The 16,027-nt window shown below is 65.2% G+C and carries 17 protein-coding genes; 4 read left to right on the top strand and 13 right to left on the bottom strand.

Annotated elements, in window-relative coordinates; genetic code table 11:
- Position 1: 1 nt before the first annotated feature.
- Positions 2–3,196 (bottom strand): glycoside hydrolase family 2 TIM barrel-domain containing protein, encoded by a 3,195-nt coding sequence (locus U1H82_RS10710; RefSeq protein ID WP_322964910.1) that lies wholly within the window; start codon positions 3,194–3,196, stop codon positions 2–4.
- Between the two features lie 205 nt (positions 3,197–3,401).
- Between U1H82_RS10710 and U1H82_RS10705 the strand changes: the two genes are divergently transcribed.
- Complete coding sequence (locus tag U1H82_RS10705; protein ID WP_322964909.1) at positions 3,402–4,892, top strand: glycoside hydrolase; 1,491 nt, start codon at positions 3,402–3,404, stop codon at positions 4,890–4,892.
- Positions 4,893–5,152: 260 nt separating this feature from the next.
- On the opposite strand, the gene U1H82_RS10700 is transcribed toward U1H82_RS10705, so the two are convergent.
- The 11 genes from U1H82_RS10700 to U1H82_RS10650 all read right to left on the bottom strand — a co-directional run bounded on the left by U1H82_RS10700 (position 5,153) and on the right by U1H82_RS10650 (position 12,013).
- Positions 5,153–5,641 (bottom strand): MmcB family DNA repair protein, encoded by a 489-nt coding sequence (locus U1H82_RS10700; protein WP_322964908.1) that lies wholly within the window; start codon positions 5,639–5,641, stop codon positions 5,153–5,155.
- An 85-nt stretch (positions 5,642–5,726) separates the two neighbouring features.
- A complete protein-coding gene (locus tag U1H82_RS10695; protein WP_322964907.1) occupies positions 5,727–6,344 on the bottom strand; it encodes a cell wall hydrolase in 618 nt (205 codons plus the stop codon).
- Between the two features lie 191 nt (positions 6,345–6,535).
- Positions 6,536–6,862 (bottom strand): DUF1491 family protein, encoded by a 327-nt coding sequence (locus U1H82_RS10690; RefSeq protein ID WP_322964906.1) that lies wholly within the window; start codon positions 6,860–6,862, stop codon positions 6,536–6,538.
- Between the two features lie 5 nt (positions 6,863–6,867).
- Positions 6,868–7,326, bottom strand: a complete 459-nt coding sequence (locus U1H82_RS10685) for a PaaI family thioesterase (protein WP_375339516.1) — start codon at positions 7,324–7,326, stop codon at positions 6,868–6,870.
- On the bottom strand, positions 7,310–7,780 hold the full coding sequence (locus tag U1H82_RS10680; protein ID WP_322964904.1) for a PTS sugar transporter subunit IIA: 471 nt from the start codon (positions 7,778–7,780) through the stop codon (positions 7,310–7,312). Before U1H82_RS10680 ends, U1H82_RS10685 begins: the two co-directional genes overlap by 17 nt.
- 65 nt (positions 7,781–7,845) lie before the next feature.
- Positions 7,846–8,436, bottom strand: a complete 591-nt coding sequence (gene hpf / locus U1H82_RS10675) for a ribosome hibernation-promoting factor, HPF/YfiA family (protein ID WP_322964903.1) — start codon at positions 8,434–8,436, stop codon at positions 7,846–7,848.
- 55 nt (positions 8,437–8,491) lie between these two features.
- Positions 8,492–9,187 (bottom strand): DNA polymerase III subunit epsilon, encoded by a 696-nt coding sequence (gene dnaQ / locus U1H82_RS10670; RefSeq protein ID WP_322964902.1) that lies wholly within the window; start codon positions 9,185–9,187, stop codon positions 8,492–8,494.
- A gap of 7 nt (positions 9,188–9,194) precedes the next feature.
- Positions 9,195–9,788, bottom strand: a complete 594-nt coding sequence (coaE, locus tag U1H82_RS10665; RefSeq protein WP_322964901.1) for a dephospho-CoA kinase — start codon at positions 9,786–9,788, stop codon at positions 9,195–9,197.
- A gap of 10 nt (positions 9,789–9,798) precedes the next feature.
- Positions 9,799–10,611, bottom strand: coding sequence for a shikimate dehydrogenase (gene aroE, locus U1H82_RS10660; RefSeq protein WP_322964900.1), 813 nt, complete (start codon positions 10,609–10,611; stop codon positions 9,799–9,801).
- Positions 10,611–11,198 (bottom strand): Maf family protein, encoded by a 588-nt coding sequence (locus U1H82_RS10655; RefSeq protein ID WP_322964899.1) that lies wholly within the window; start codon positions 11,196–11,198, stop codon positions 10,611–10,613. The genes aroE and U1H82_RS10655 overlap by 1 nt, the downstream gene beginning before the upstream one ends.
- On the bottom strand, positions 11,195–12,013 hold the full coding sequence (locus U1H82_RS10650; protein WP_322965078.1) for a pyruvate, water dikinase regulatory protein: 819 nt from the start codon (positions 12,011–12,013) through the stop codon (positions 11,195–11,197). The genes U1H82_RS10655 and U1H82_RS10650 overlap by 4 nt, the downstream gene beginning before the upstream one ends.
- Positions 12,014–12,331: 318 nt before the next feature.
- Here U1H82_RS10650 and hemE point away from each other — a divergent pair, with 318 nt between their 5' ends.
- The 3 genes from hemE (at position 12,332) to rho (ending at position 15,269) form a co-directional block, all read left to right on the top strand.
- Complete coding sequence (hemE, locus tag U1H82_RS10645; protein WP_322965077.1) at positions 12,332–13,354, top strand: uroporphyrinogen decarboxylase; 1,023 nt, start codon at positions 12,332–12,334, stop codon at positions 13,352–13,354.
- Positions 13,351–13,812: a CopD family protein gene (locus U1H82_RS10640; RefSeq protein WP_322964898.1), complete on the top strand. Its 462-nt coding sequence runs from the start codon at positions 13,351–13,353 to the stop codon at positions 13,810–13,812. Before hemE ends, U1H82_RS10640 begins: the two co-directional genes overlap by 4 nt.
- A gap of 200 nt (positions 13,813–14,012) precedes the next feature.
- Complete coding sequence (gene rho, locus U1H82_RS10635; protein ID WP_042486922.1) at positions 14,013–15,269, top strand: transcription termination factor Rho; 1,257 nt, start codon at positions 14,013–14,015, stop codon at positions 15,267–15,269.
- A 236-nt stretch (positions 15,270–15,505) separates the two neighbouring features.
- Here rho and U1H82_RS10630 read toward each other — a convergent pair whose 3' ends face one another.
- Positions 15,506–15,997 (bottom strand): outer membrane protein assembly factor BamE, encoded by a 492-nt coding sequence (locus U1H82_RS10630; protein ID WP_375339515.1) that lies wholly within the window; start codon positions 15,995–15,997, stop codon positions 15,506–15,508.
- Between the last annotated feature and the right edge of the window lie 30 nt (positions 15,998–16,027).

Below are 16,027 nucleotides of genomic sequence, written 5' to 3'. Positions count from 1 at the left end.
CCTATTGCATTTCGGTCGCGCGAGCGGGCTTCGCCTGGTCGGGCGTGGTGCCCTCGCCGGTGAAGGGCTCCAGGCGGAAGGCGATGCGGGTCGGCGCCAGCGTGGTGCGATATTTCATATGCGGCTGGCCGACATGGCTCCAGGTCGTATCGCCGCCGATACCCCATTGGGCGGCATCGACGATCAGCGTCGTCTCGCCATGGGGCACGATATCGGTCGATTTCCACGTGCCCGGCGCGCGGCGATACAGATCGGTATAGGGGAAGGCGAGCGCCTGCATCATCAGCGGCTTGGGTGCACGGACGCGAAGCCCCGCCCCCTCGCCCGACAGTTCCATCCAGCGGACATCGGTCTTGTTGCCGGTATCCTGCGGCCGCATGTAATCGTGATTCTGCTCGGCAATCGCCCCACGCCACAGTCCGATCGCGGCCGAGCTTTGACGGTCGACATAGCTTTCATGCGGGCCGCGACCATACCACTCCACCGTCTTGATCGCGGTCGGCATGATGTACCACAGGCCGATGCGAACCGGCGGCGGCAGGTCGGTCTTGAGCGGCACGAACTGCCCGTCGACATCGACCGCGCCGTCCCCCGCCATGGTGTATTTCGTCACGAAACGCGCCGCGCCCGCGCCCATTTCATGATCGACCGTCACGCTTCGGTCGGGACCGACAACGATGCCGCGCACCTGATAGCGGCCGTTCATCGTGAACCAGGGCGACTGCTGCGCGACCGTGCCGTTGGCGGTGTCATTGTCGGTTTCGGCGCGGACGAAATTGGGCTGGCCCCCCTTGGCCAGCAAGCGCCCCCCGGCCGCATAGCGCGTGACCAGCCCGGTCTTGCGATCGATGACCAGTTCGGCGCCATTCGCCGACAGGGTGACGCTGTCGGCGCTATCCGTCACCGCAACCTTGCCTTTCGCCGCCACGGGCATGGCGGGTCCGTCGGTCAGCGCGAATTGCTCCCAGCCGATAACATAATTGGCCGGAACCGCGCGGATCGTGCCGTCCTTGGCATGGGCGCGGACGGTCAGGACATATTCCGCGCCCGGCTCGCGCAGGAATCGGGGGGCGAGCGCGACCGTCTGCACCTGTCCGGCCACCGTGGTCAGCGCAGGCAGATCCCCTTTCGCCACCGCGACGCCGTTCTTTTCCACCACCCAGTCGAAGGTGAAGCCCGACAGATCGATAAAGTCATGACGGTTATGTACAGTGAGGCGTCCGGTCTGGGGATCATAGCCATCGAAGCGGATCGGCGACTGGACCTTCTGCACCTCGTATAGCTGCGGATTGGGCGTCCGGTCGGGTTGGTTCAGCCCGTCGCCGAACTCGATATCGCCGCCCGGATTGGGGCCATATTCGCCGCCGTCACCCCAATAGCGTCGCCCATCCTTGGTATAGCGATACATGGACTGGTCGACCCAGTCCCAGATGAAGCCGCCCTGCAGCTTGCGGTGGGCGTAGATGGTGTCCCAATAATCCTTGAAATTGCCGCCCGAATTGCCCTGCATATGGGCATATTCGCATTGGATCATCGGCTGGGTCCGGGTCGGGTCCTCGGCCCAGTCGACCATCTTTTCGATGTCGTCATACATGGGCGCATAGATGTCGACATAGTTGTTCGGCTGGTGGCTCCAGTCGAGCGTCCCCCAACCCAGATAGGAGATCAGCCGCGCCGGATCGCGCCGCCGGATGGCGGCGGCCGCCTTCTCGAAGTTCGGCCCGATCCCCGCCTCGTTGCCCAGCGACCAGAAGATGATCGAGGGGTGATTCTTGTCCCGCTCGACCATGTTCATCACGCGGGAGACATGCGCGCCTTCCCAGGCGGGGTCGAAACCGATCTGATATTTGCCCCGCTCGGCACCGTGGCGGTTGCCCTGCTCCATATAGGCGTGGCTCTCGATATTGGCCTCATCCATCAGGTAGAAGCCATATTCGTCCGCCAGCGCCAGGAAGCGCGGGTCGTTGGGGTAGTGTGAGGTGCGGATGGCGTTGAAGTTGTTGCGCTTCATCAGCTCCAGATCGCGGCGCATCGACGCCTCGGAGATGACGTGGAAGGTCTCCGGGTCATGCTCGTGGCGGTTGACGCCGCGGATCATGATGCGGCGGCCATTGACCATGACCTGCCCGTCCTTGATCTCGACGGTGCGGAAACCGATGCGCTGCGGCGTGGCCTGGACTAGCTGGCCGTTCGCATCGACCAGTTCGACCAGCAGCGTGTAGAGGTTGGGCGTCTCCGCCGACCAGGCGCGCACGCCGGGCACCGCCGCGTCGAGCTTGGCCGAGGTCGCGCCCTTGGCCAGCGCCACGTCGCGGCTCACCATCGGACGGTCGCCATCGAGCAGGGTCATCCGCGCGGTCATCGCCTGCGGAAGCGCGGGCAGCGTCAGTTCGGTCGACAGCGTGCCGTCGCGGTAATTCCTGTCGAGGCCCGCATGGACGAAGAGGTCATCGATCCGCGCCTTGGGCACCGCGCGCAGATACACCGATCGCTCGATCCCCGATACGCGCCAGAAATCCTGATCCTCCAGATAGCTGCCGTCCGACCAGCGATGGACGCGGATCGCCACGACATTGCGGCCGGGCTTCAGGAACCGGGTGACGTCATATTCGGTCGGAAGCTTGGAGTCCTCCGAATAACCGACCTCCTGCCCGTTGATCCACACGCGATAGGCCGAGCCCGCCGCGCCGATCTGAAGGATCACATCCTGGCCGCGCCACCCCTCGGGCAGGGTAAAGTCGCGGCGATAGGACCCCGTCTCGTTATCGTCATGCGGCACCAGCGGCCGGTTGGCCGGGAAGGGATAGGTGATGTTGTTGTATTTGGGCTGGCCATAGCCCTCGGCCTGCCACATCGCGGGGACCTTTATCGTCTTCCACTTCGACACGTCGTAATCGGGCCGCTCGAACCCCTTGGGCGCGGCGTCGACCGAGGGGGAGAAGGCGAAAGACCAGTCTCCGTCGAGGCTCATATAGCGGCTCGACTTGGCCCGATCGCCCGTCAGCGCCAGGTCGCGGCTTTCATAGGGGAAGGCGGTGGCGCTGGCGGGGCGTGTGCCGCGTGCGTTGACGGCGGGGTTCTCCCAATCGGGACGGCTGGGATCGACCTGGACCGGTGCCACCTGCGGGCCATTCTGGGCCAAGGCCGGGCTCGTCAGAGCCACCACGGCCGCACCGGCCGCCAAATGCCATTTCATCGCACTCCCCTTTGTTATCCCTGCGATTCCCTGACCGGATCGCTCTTATATTTGTCTGATTTTTATGGTGGGTTTTGCCGAACGACAAGGGAAAAGCATGGGGGTAAACCCGTCTTCTTGCGGATAGCGCAACGGATTGACGGACCCATTGGCGGTGCGGCTATAGTCTGACGTTTGATGCCGATCGCGCGGGGGATATGCCGGAATGACACAGGGGACGATCCGTCGCAAAGGCCGTCTGGCCGCCGCCGCGCTGATGCTGCTCCTGGGGGCCGGTACGGCGCACGCCCAGGTCGCCCCGCCTGTCGCCGACCGCCCGGTCCCCGTGACGCTGCGTCCCGCGATCGACCGTCCCTCGACGCTATTCGAGGGCTGGGGCACCGCGCTCGCCTGGTTCGCGCATGTCACCGGCGGCTGGCCCGAGGCGGAGCGGACGCGGCTGGCCGATCTGTTCTATGGCTCCAAGGGGCTGGGCTGGACGATCGCGCGCTACAATATCGGCGGCGGCAATGCGGCCGACACGCCCCCCTATATGAAGGTCGGACGCGCGGTGCCGGGCTTCTGGCGACAACCGGCGGGCGTGACCGGCAAGGACTGGTGGCACGCCGACGATCCCGTCATGTGGGACTGGGGACAGGATGCCAACCAACGCTGGTGGCTGGATGCGATCACCGCCCGCGTGAAGCAGCCGATCTTCGAGGCCTTCTCCAACTCGCCGCCCTGGTTCATGACGGTCAGCGGCCGGGTGTCGGGTGCCGAAAAAGGCACGGATGACAATCTCCGCCCCGGTCAGGAAGCCGCCTTCGCCAGCTATCTGGTGCGCGTCACCGACGAGTTGCAGCGGCGGCACCATCTGACCTTCCGCACCCTGTCGCCGGTCAACGAGCCCAATACCAATTACTGGTTCGCCGCCAATACGCAGGAGGGCGCGCATTGGAGCCCCGCGCGGCAGGCGCAGATGATCGACGCCACCGCCGCCGCGCTGAAGGCCAAGCACCTGTCCACCGTCGTCGCCGCGCCCGACGAGACCGCCTCCAACCTGTTCGTGGCAGATTGGGCCGCCTATCCCCCCGCCACCCGCGCGGCGATCGGGCAGCTCAACGTCCACAGCTATGGCACCGTCCACCAGACCGCCGTGCGGGACATTGCCCGCGCCTCGGGCATCAGATTGTGGATGAGCGAGAACGACACGCCGCTGTCGGGCGATCCCGAAGACCTGACCGGCATGGCGACGCCCCTGGCCTTTGCCGAGCATGTCGTCGGCGACCTCAAGCGGCTGGAGCCCGCCGCCTGGGTCTTCTGGCAAGCGGTCGAGGATTTGAGCACCCGCAAGGGCGAGAAGGGATCGAACTGGGGTATCGTCAAGGCCGACCTGATGGGTGCGCCCGACCAGCCCCATGCGATCCATGTCACGGGAAAATACTGGGCGATGGCGCAGTTCAGCCGCTATATCCGACCCGGCGATCGGCTGATCCCGGTGGACGATATGGATACGGTGGGCGCATTGTCGGCGGATGGGCGGCGGCTGGTGCTGGTCCATGTCAATCCGGGATTGTCGCCCCGCCCCTTGAGCGTCGCGGTGCCGGGGCGGTGGCAGCGGCGGATGATCCTGACCGATGCGGGGCACAAGGCGGTGGAGGTGGCGGGGGATGTGGCGCCGCCTCAGTCGATCGTGACACTGATTTTGACGCGGTGAGGGTGGGACGTGGCCTTCGACTTCGCTCAGGCGGAACGGAGGCGGGCCTTTAAAAAATGCCCTCACCCTTCCGGCGCTTCGCGCCTCCCTCCCTCTCCCGCCGGGAGAGGGAAGGGGCCCGCCCGCGATAGCGGGTGGGAAGGGTGAGGGCGGTCCATCCCAAACCTCCGTTCCGCCTGAGCGTAATCGAAGGCCAAGGGGCACCCTCACCAAACTACGCCGCTAGGTTGCGGGTTCGAGTCCTGCCGGGTCCACCACCCTCACATCCCGGCATCCGGATCGGTCAGCCCGATCATCCGCCGCCCCGCCCTTCGCGCGAAGTTCAGCGTCGTCTTCTTCCGGATATGCGCTGGCAAGGGCACGCTATGCGCCTCGCGCACGATCGCGGCGTCATAGCGATCGGCGACGATGATCCCGGTCCGCTCCGGCAGGAAGGCCGCGTTTTCCAGCGGCGACCAGTCGAACCCGGCGGGCACCGCCCAATAGAAACGGTCGCAATGCGCCAGATAGTCCGGCCATTTGCCGTCCCCCAGCATATCGGCGCGCGACACCTTGATCTCCACCACCACGACATTTCCCCGCGCATCGAGCGCCATCAGGTCGGCGCGGCGGCCGCCCTCCAGCGGGACTTCGGGAATGGTGATAAGGTCGTGGCGGAGCAGCATCCGGGTCACGCCGCGCGCGACGTCAGCGGCGCAAAGCGGCGATAGCGGATCGTCGACGCACGAAGCGGGCGGCATGTCCAACATGCCACCCGCCTAGAACATTTGACGAACAAATGCAAAGCCCCTGAGGACTTCGTCATGTTTAAGGCCCCAGATCAGGGCCTTGGCGTCAACGATAGAAGATGTGGTTGCCGATCGCGGCGACCTTCTGCACCCGCACGCCCGGACGGTTGCCGGGGGTGTTGAAGTACAGCGCCTTGCCCGCGCTGCTGTCCCAGGCCTGGGCCAGCGCGACCTTGGCGACCGCGACGGCGGTGCGATAGGCACTGCGCGACGGGCTGACCGAGGGGATCTCGCCGCGACGGACGAAGCTGAACTGGCCGCGCTGCTTGATGACGTCGCAGACGTCGGTGGGGAAGCGACCCGACTTGGTGCGGTTCAGGATGACCTGCGCCACGGCGAGCTGGCCCGCCAGCGGTTCACCGCGACCTTCGAAATAGATGGCGCCAGCCAGACAGCGGAGCTCTTCGCTCGACGCAATATCGTCCTGATCGGCTACGGCCTCGGCCAGCGAGTCATAGTCGCTGTCCTCATCCGCTTCGGAAACCTGGGAAAAATCGGGGAGCGCGGACATGGTGGCCCGGGCGCTCTGGGGAACCATCGCCAGATCGGCGGCGTTGATCCCGGAAACAGTCATCGCACTGACTGGAGTAGCAGCCGCACCGGCAACGTTGGTCGCGAGGCTGGGGGTGCTGGTGGCGAGAAGACCCGCCAGAGATAGAGCCATGGCCGCAGACGCCGCGACTCGCTTGAAAACGGTCATTCATTCAAACAGACATGCGGTTGGATCACGGACCCGAGCATTGCCCAAAGGCGCTCGTCCGGGCTTCCCCCCGACTGCGTAACCCACCGGATCGCACCCGATAAGCACAACGCGAAATTACGATGGCTCGCTCGTGGCCGATCCGGCCGGGTTCGTCAATGTTGCAGGATCGTTTCAGCGGTGAACCGTTCCGCCGCAGCGCCGTTCAGTTCGATCACCCACAGGTCGGGATCGCGGGCGCGCCGACGCTGCCAATAGCTTAAAATATCGTTTGCAGGCGTCGAGTCGATCAGCGCGGTCCGACCATCGGGGCCTAGACCACGCTCCAGCACCCGTTCGCGCCGGTCGGCATCGATCACGATCACCAGGATGCCACCGCCCTGTGGATCGCCCTTGGCCAGCACCATACCTATGCCGCCGCTGTCGTTCATCCGACGCAGCAGCGCCGTGACCAGCATTCCGCTCGGCAGGCGGCCGTCCATCGCGGTCAGACGGTCCGATAGCCGGGCAGGCCCGCCAGCGCGATCTGCGAGCGCATGAAGGTGCCGGTGCCGCGCGCCACCTCCTCACCCTGCGCATCGATCAACCGCGCATCCGCCACGAACACCCGCCGCCGCCCGCTGACCCAGCGTCCCTCCGCCATGACCTCCCCCGCCTTGATCGGGCGGGTCAGCAGCAGGTTGAACTGCGTGGTCAGCAGGAAACGGTCGGTGACCAGGCTGTTGCACGCATAAAAGGCCGCGTCGTCGAGCATCTTGAAATAGCTCGTGCCGTGCGCCGCACCAGCCGCGTGATAATGGCGCTGATCGACGAGGAAGCGGATGCGGGCCACGCCGGGTTCGGGGATTTCCAGCGTGGAATCGAACAACTGGTTGATCGGGGCCTCGGCATAGAGCGTCTCGAGCGCCCGGAAATGCGCGGCCTCGCCCTCAGGCCGCGGCGTCACGCGCCTCATCCTGGGTCAGCAGCGCCCAGATCGCATCGGGCGACCCCGCCCCGCGCAGCTTGGCGACGAACCCCTTGTCGCGCAGCCGCCGCGAGACACGCGCCAGCGCCTTCAGGTGCGCCGACCCCGCATCGGCGGGCGAGAACATGGCAAAGACAAGGTCGACCGGCATGTCGTCGACCGCCTGGAAATCGACCGGCTGGGCCAGCCGGGCAAAGACGCCGACGATCTGGGTAAGCCCGGCGACCTTGCCATGCGGAATGGCGACGCCGCCGCCGAACCCGGTCGATCCCAGCTTTTCGCGTTCGAGCAGGACATCGGTCAGCAGCTTGGCATCCTGACCCGCAGGCCCCGCCGCCGCTCCGGCCAAGGCCTGGAACAGGGTCTTCTTATTGGCGGCGGTAACACCCGCCAGCACCGTGTCATGGCGCAACAGATCGCTGAAATCGTTCATGGTCTCGTCCGGTGCGCCCCCGCGCGGCCCGCCTATTAGCGGGCCACGCGGAAGAACGATAGAGCTTATCCGGCCGCAGTGCCGCGTTGCGGTTCGACCCAGCCGATGGTTCCGTCACCCCGACGATAGACCATGTTATACGAACCCGTACCCGAATTCTTGAACAACAAGGCCGCAGTATTGCGCAGATCGAGCATCATCACGGCATCAGACACGCTGGCATCGGGAATATCGACACGCGTTTCGGCGATGATCAGGGGTGCATCGCCCGCCTCGTCCTCGTCCACCTGTTCGGCAAACAGGGTATAGCCCGCATCATAGGCCCCCGCCTCGGCCAGTTCGATCGCCTGGCCCGCATTGCGGTCCTTCAGGCGGCGCGAATAGCGGCGGAGCTGTTTTTCGATCTTGGTCGCGGCCCCGTCAAAGGCGAGATGCGCATCCTGCGCATCGTGGCGGCCCTTCAGCACCAGGCCACGGGTGACGTGCATCACGATATCGCATTTGAAGCCGACGTCATGCGGCCCCTTGCCGAAGGTCACCTCGGACGAGATGGCGCGGGCGAAATATTTCTCGGCGATACCCTGAAGCCGGTCCGTCACATGGGTCCGCAGCGCGTCGCCCGTTTCGACCTGATGACCAGAAATCCGGATATCCATCGTCTTCTCCTTGACTTACACGACTGGGACGGTCCTTTTGGCCTATCCCCTAGCGTCAACCGGACGCCCCGGCCCCCCAAATCGGATCAGTGATCCCCTTTAGAAACGCGGCATGCGCGGCAAGTTCCGCGTCGCTGGGACGGAATATACGTGGCGGGCGCACTTTGGCGGGAGCGCGGGCGACGATCGTCGGCCCCGTCTCGACAGCCGTGTCGGCGAGCAGACCCAGGCCGATCTGCCGCCCGCCCATCAGCTCGACATAGACCTGCGCCAGCAGCTGCGCATCGAGCAATGCGCCGTGCAGCACGCGGTGCGAGCGGTCGATGCCATAGCGCGAACAGAGCGCGTCGAGCGTGTGCTTGGCGCCGGGATGCTTGCTGCGCGCGATGGCCAGCGTGTCGACCATCCGCGTCTTTTCACAGACATGCGGGAAGCCCAGCGCCCCCAGCTCGCCATTGATGAAGCCGAAGTCGAAGGTGGCGTTATGCGCGATCAGCGGCGCGTCACCGATAAAATCCAGAAACTCGGCCACGCCCTCGGCAAAGACCGGCTTGTCCTTCAAGAACGCGTCGGACAGTCCATGGACCGCCTGCGCCTCGGCAGGCATCGATCGTTCCGGGTTGAAATAGGCGTGATAGGTGCGTCCCGTCTCGACCCGGTTGACCAGTTCGACACAGCCGATTTCCACCAGCCGGTCGCCTTCCGAAAATTTGAACCCGGTCGTTTCGGTGTCGAAAACGATCTCTCTCATGAACCGACTATCGGCCTTCGGATGCGGTGATGCAAGCGATCAACGCCCGCACATTTTCGCGGGTTTCGGCCAGCGGAATGTCGGTTGCGATGACGTGATCGGCGCGCGCACGCTTGTCCGTATCAGGCAACTGACGGCTTAGAATCGCGTCGAATTTCGCTTTTGTCATACCCGGCCTTGCCAACACCCGCCCCTCCTGCACTGCCGGTTCTGCCGATACGACCAACACCTTATCCACAGCCTGATCCCCACCTGTTTCGAACAGGAGCGGCACGTCGATCACGACCAGGGGAGAATCGCCGTGAGCCGTCAGAAAGGCCGCCCGTTCGGCCTGGACCGCGGGGTGGACGATCGCCTCCAGTCGGCGCATCGCGGCGTCATCGCCCAGCACTGCCTGGCCCAGCGCGGCGCGATTCACCCCCTCCGGCCCGGTCGTACCGGGAAAGGCCAATTCGATCGCGGCCACCAGCGGTCCGCCCGGTCCTTGCAGCCTATGCACACAGGCATCGGCATCGAACACCGGCACGCCCTCGTCGCGAAACATCTGCGCGACGGTCGACTTGCCCATGCCGATCGAACCGGTCAGCCCCAAGACGATCATATCGGCACGATCATCGCAGCAGGATAGCGCGCAGTTCGGCGTCGCGGTCGCGCGGCGGGGCGGCGCCGAAAAACCGCTCGAACGCGACGGCCGCCTGGCCGATCAGCATCTCCAGCCCGTCGATCGTGACCAGCCCCCGCGCCCGCGCCGCCGCCAGCAGGCCGGTTTCGAGTGGCGCATAGACGATGTCATAGACGACCGCGTCCTGCGGCAAGGCCGACAGATCCAGGTCGAGCGGCGGCTGGCCGGTCATGCCCAGGCTGGTCGCATTGACCACCAAAGCACTGGGCGGCACCGCTTCACCGATCGACAGGGCCTGCCCCTCCAGCCCGAAAGCGGACAGCAAAGCCGCCCCTTTTTCCACATCGCGGTTGAACAGCGTCACCGGGCCGACACCGATCCCCGCCAGCGCATACAGCACCGCGCGCCCCGCGCCCCCTGCCCCGATCACCGTCACCGGCTTGCCCGCCAGATCGAAGGGCTTGAGCGGCGCGGCAAAGCCCGCCGCATCGGTGTTGGTGCCGACCAGCGCGCCATCCGCATCGCGAAAGGCGGTGTTGGTCGCCCCGATCGCGGCCCGCACACCCTCGCGATCCTCGACATGATCGAGCGCGGCGATCTTGTGCGGCACGGTGATGTTGCACCCGCGCCAGTTCGGGTCGGTCTTTCGCGCGGCGAAATAGCCCGGCAGCGATTCCGGCAGAACAAGGGTGGCGTAATAGTCCGCCTCGATCCCCAGCGCCTTCAGCCAGAAACCGTGGATCAGTGGCGATTTGCTATGGCCGATCGGGTCGCCGATCACCTCCGCATAGGGCCTGGTCATCAGGCCGCCATCCAGCCGCGCTCGCGCAAATAGCCCAGCACCGGCAGCAACGGCATGCCGAGAATCGTGAAATGGCTTCCCTCGATCCGCGAAAAGAGCTGCACGCCCGGCCCCTCGATCCGGAAACAGCCGACACAGCCCGCGATGGCGGGCCATTCCTGATCGAGATAGGAATCAATGAACGCCGGCGAGAGCGGCCGGACATGGAGTTTCGCCCGCTCGACATGCCGCCAGACCGGGCGGCCATGTTCGGCGATGACGGCCGCGCTCCACAATTCGTGGCTGCCGCCGCTCATCCGGGTCAGATGCTCGGCCGCCTCGTCACGGCTCTCCGGCTTGTCGAGCAAAGTGCCGTCGGCGAGCGCCACGATCGAATCCGACCCCAGCACCGGGACCGGTCCGGCATTGGCGGACACCTTCACCGCCTTCATCTCGGCCAGCGCATCGGACAGGTCGCGCGGGGACGCGCCCGCCATCGCCGCCTTGACGCCCGCTTCGTCGACGCGGGCGGGCAGGGCTTCATAGGCAACCCCGGCGGCGTCGAGCATCGCCCGGCGCGAGGCGCTTTGCGAGGCGAGGATGATCATGCGTCGGACTTTCGTTGATTGACGAGGGAGATGATCGCGGCCGCCGTCTCCTCGATCGAGCGGCGGGTAACGTCGATCACTGGCCAGTCATTGTCGGCGAACATCCGCCGGGCAAAGGTCAGTTCGCGGTTGACCGCCTCCTGCTCGACATAATCGGTGTCGGGTGCCTGGTTGAGCGAGAGCAGCCGGTTGCGCCGGATCGCGATCAGCCGGTCGGCACTGGTGGTCAGCCCCACGACCAGCGGCTTTTTCAAGCTGAACAGGAACGGGGGCGGGGGGCTTTCGACCACGATCGGGATGTTGGCGGTCTTGTACCCGCGATTGGCGAGATAGATCGAGGTCGGCGTCTTGGACGAGCGGCTGACCCCCGCCAGCACGATATCGGCCTCCTCCCATTCTTCCCAGGCGATGCCGTCGTCATGCGCGATGGTGAACTGAATCGCATCGACCCGCGCGAAATAGGCCGCGTCCAGGACGTGCTGGCGACCCGGCCGCATCTTGGCCTGCACGCCCAACAGCCCCGACAGCGCGGCATTGACCGGATCGAGCGGCGCGACGGTGGGCAGCCCCAGCGCATGGCACCGGCTTTCCAGCACCCGCCGGGTCACCGGATTGACCAGGGTGAAGATCACCAGCCCCGGATTCTGCGCGATCTCCTGAAGGATGCGTTCCAGATGGCTTTCGGTGCGGACCATCGGCCAGAAATGCCGGACAGTCTCCACATCGTCATATTGGGCCAGCGCCGCCTTCGCGATGTTCTCCAGCGTCTCGCCGGTGGAATCGGACAGAAGGTGCAGGTGGAGCCGTGTCGTCATCGGCACGGGAATGACTCTGTGGATAACATGACGAGAATCGGTAGCGTAACTCGGCAACGCGGCCAAGCCGGTCGGCGGCGGTGGATAAGCGATGATTCGTTCACATCGAATCCCACAGGCCGGATTCTTTTCCACAGCCTGTGGGTTATGGGGGCGATGAATCCGAATCCCGTTGAATCGGCGACTCCCATCGAGTCAACGTGTTGGCATATCGGGGAGAGCCGAATAATCCCGACAACCAACGTGCCAACCACTTCAACAATCCAATCTTAGAATCTTCTTTAATAGAAGAAGGGGGGTCTTCTGACCGACGTTCCGATTCGAAAAACCCTGCTCGCCGTGTTGAAGGGTGAGCGGCAAGCGACACCGCCCATGTGGCTCATGCGCCAGGCCGGACGCTATCTGCCCGAGTATCGCGAATTGCGGGCGGAGAAGGGCGGCTTCCTGGCGCTCGCCACCGATCCGCAGGCCGCGGCCGAGGTGACGGTGCAGCCGATCCGCCGGTTCGGCTTTGACGGGGCGATCCTGTTTTCCGACATCCTGATGGTCCCCTGGGCGCTGGGCCAGGATCTCAGCTTCGGGGCGGGGGAGGGACCGCGTCTGGCCCCCGCGCTGGTCGATCATGCGCTGTCGTCGCTTCAGAGCGTCCCTGAGCGTCTCGACCCGGTTTACGCCACCGTGGCGCGGGTGGCGGCGCAATTGCCGCCACAGACCAGCTTTCTGGGCTTTGCGGGCTCTCCCTGGACGGTGGCGACCTATATGGTGGCAGGTGCCGGGTCGAAGGATCAGGGCGAGACGCGGCGTTTCGCCTATGCCGATCCGACAGGCTTCGGCGCGATCATCGATGCGATCGCGGCGATGACCATCGACTATCTGGCGGGGCAGGTCGCCCATGGGGTGGAGGCGGTGCAGCTGTTCGACAGCTGGGCGGGCTCGCTGTCCCCGGCGCAGTTCGAACGCTGGGTGATCGCGCCCAATGCGGCGATCGTGGCTGGTTTCCGCCAGCGCTGTCCGGGGGTGCCGGTGATCGGCTTCCCCAAGGGGGCAGGGGGCAAGCTGCCCGCTTATGCGCGTGAAACCGGGGTGGATGCGATCGGGCTGGACGAGACGGTCGATCCGGTCTGGGCCGACACCTATCTGCCGAAGGATTTGCCGGTGCAGGGCAATCTCGATCCGCTGGCGCTGATCGCCGGGGGCGAGGCGCTGGACGGGGCGGTGGATCGCATCCTGGCGGCCTTCACCGACCGGCCACATATCTTCAATCTGGGCCATGGCATATTGCCCGACACGCCGATCGCACATGTCGAGCGGCTGATCGCCCGTGTGAGGAACCGCCTATGATCGGACTATTGGGCCCCGCCTATGAATGGGTGAAGGCCGCGCATATCATCTTCGTGATCTTCTGGATGGCGGGGCTGTTCATGATGCCGCGCTATCTGGTCTATCATCAGGAGGCCCTGGTCGCCGGCGACGCGACCGATGCGGCACGCTGGGTCGAGCGGGAAAACAAGCTGCGTTCGATCATCCTGACCCCGGCGATGATCGCGGTATGGGTGTTGGGCTTGCTGCTGGCGGCGTCGCTGGGGCTGTTCTCGGGCGTGCCGGGGCTGGGCTGGTTGCATGCCAAGCTCGCCTTCGTGCTGCTGCTCTCGGGCTATCATGGCTGGATGGTCGGCTATTCGAAGCGGCTGGCGTGCGGGCAGATGAAGCTCAGCGGCAAGCAGCTGCGCATGATCAACGAGGTGCCCGCGCTGGCGGCGACGATCATCGTCGTGCTGGTGGTCATCAAGCCGTTCTGAACCATCTTGCTCCCCTCCCGCAAGCGGGAGGGGCGTGAGACTCAAGCAGCGATGGGCTTTCCCCATTGACTTGGGCGCCTCCGAATCCTAACTCGCCATACTGTACGGCGCGGTCCTCGCGTCGGGTACGCTTCCTTATCGACAGCCTCGTTTCGCCGCGATCATCGCCGACCGACGCCCTCCGACCATCCGGACCGATCATGCATCTGAAAGACCTCAAGAAGAAAACCCCCGCCGACCTTGTGCAGCTGGCCGAGGAATTGGGGGTCGAGAGCGCGTCGACGCTGCGCAAGCAGGACCTGCTGTTCGCCATCCTGAAGGAGCAGGCGGAGAAGGGCGACCAGATCATGGGGCTGGGCACGATCGAGGTGCTGCCCGACGGCTTCGGCTTCTTGCGTTCGCCGGAAGCGAATTATCTGGCGGGGCCCGACGACATCTATGTCTCGCCCAACCAGGTCCGCAAGCATGGCCTGCGCACCGGCGATACGGTGGAAGGCGAAATCCGCGCGCCCAAGGATGGCGAGCGCTATTTCGCGCTGACCAAGCTGACCAGCGTCAATTTCGACGACCCGGAGGCGGTGCGTCACCGCGTCAATTTCGACAATCTGACGCCGCTCTACCCCGAGCAGAAGCTGATCCTCGACCCCGCCGACCCGACTCAGAAGGACAAGTCGGCGCGTGTGATCGACATCGTTTCCCCACAGGGCAAGGGCCAGCGCACGCTGATCGTCGCGCCCCCGCGCGTGGGTAAGACGGTGATGCTACAGAACATCGCCAAGGCGATCACCGACAACCACCCCGAAGTCTTCCTGATCGTCCTGCTGATCGACGAGCGTCCGGAAGAAGTGACCGACATGCAGCGCTCGGTGCGCGGCGAGGTCGTGTCCTCGACCTTCGACGAACCGGCGCAGCGCCACGTCCAGGTCGCCGAGATGGTAATCGAAAAGGCCAAGCGCCTGGTCGAGCACAAGAAGGATGTCGTCATCCTGCTCGACTCGATCACCCGTCTGGGCCGCGCCTACAACACCGTGGTCCCGTCCTCGGGCAAGGTGCTGACCGGCGGCGTCGACGCCAACGCGCTCCAGCGGCCGAAGCGCTTCTTCGGCGCGGCGCGCAATATCGAGGAGGGCGGCTCGCTCTCGATCATCGCCACCGCGCTGATCGACACGGGCAGCCGCATGGACGAAGTGATCTTCGAAGAGTTCAAGGGCACCGGCAACTCGGAAATCGTCCTCGACCGCAAGGTGGCGGACAAGCGCATCTTCCCGGCGATGGATGTCGGCAAGTCGGGCACCCGCAAGGAAGAGCTGTTGGTCGAGAAGGACAAGCTGTCCAAGATGTGGGTGCTGCGTCGCATCCTGATGCAGATGGGCACGATCGACTCGATGGAGTTCCTGCTCGACAAGATGAAGAACTCGAAGACCAACGAGGATTTCTTCGACTCGATGAATCAGTAAGGGGCTCGGCGGGGCTTGGGCTCCGCCGACGCTACGGTTTCGTGGGTTCGTTGGCGGGAAATAGGCCCGCTTGCGAACCCATTTTCGTTTTGGGGCGTTAGCAGGCCCGATCCCACCCCCTTTCGGGATCGTGCCGGTCCAAGCACGGCACGGCCGCGTCGTTGCTTAACACGCGACGCGGCCAAACGGGGTGGGCGCCAGGCGCCCGTAACAGTCTTGGGGAATAGGCCCGGCCTTTACGGCCGGGTGCGACCGCCGCCCATGCCGCCGCCCTGACCGCCACCGGCACCCGGCGCACCCACGGCGCCGATATTGCCGAACAGATCCTGGAAGAAGCCGCGCTCGCGACCCAGGGTCGGCGTGGTCTTGCCATAGGGCGAGATGTCGGCGACCTGATCGATGCCCGCGCGGCGGATCGTCGTGACGTTGCCCGCCTTGTCGAAGCTGATCTGCAGCGTGATCTGCGACACCGGATGGGGCAGGGTATAGCCCAGGTTGCGGCTGTCGCGCGCGACATAATACCAGTCGCCGCCACCGAACTGGCTGGTGATCGTCGGCGTACCCAGCGTCTGGAGCACCGACTGGCGATTGTCGACGCCCGGCTGGATCGAGTTGACGAGATCGGTGTCGACCACATAGCCCTGATGCGACCGCAGCGGCGTACAGGCGCCCACGGCCAGAACCAGGCCGAGCCCGAGGGCGGCGAGCCGGGTGGAAGAAACGCTCATCATCATCTCCGGGCCGGGTGGTCGGCCGCA

Origin of the sequence: Sphingomonas fuzhouensis (assembly GCF_034659795.1) — a bacterium.
Lineage (GTDB): Bacteria > Pseudomonadota > Alphaproteobacteria > Sphingomonadales > Sphingomonadaceae > Sphingomonas > Sphingomonas fuzhouensis.
The sequence above is the reverse complement of the archived record's forward strand: the minus strand, read 5'-3'. Positions and strand labels throughout refer to the sequence as shown.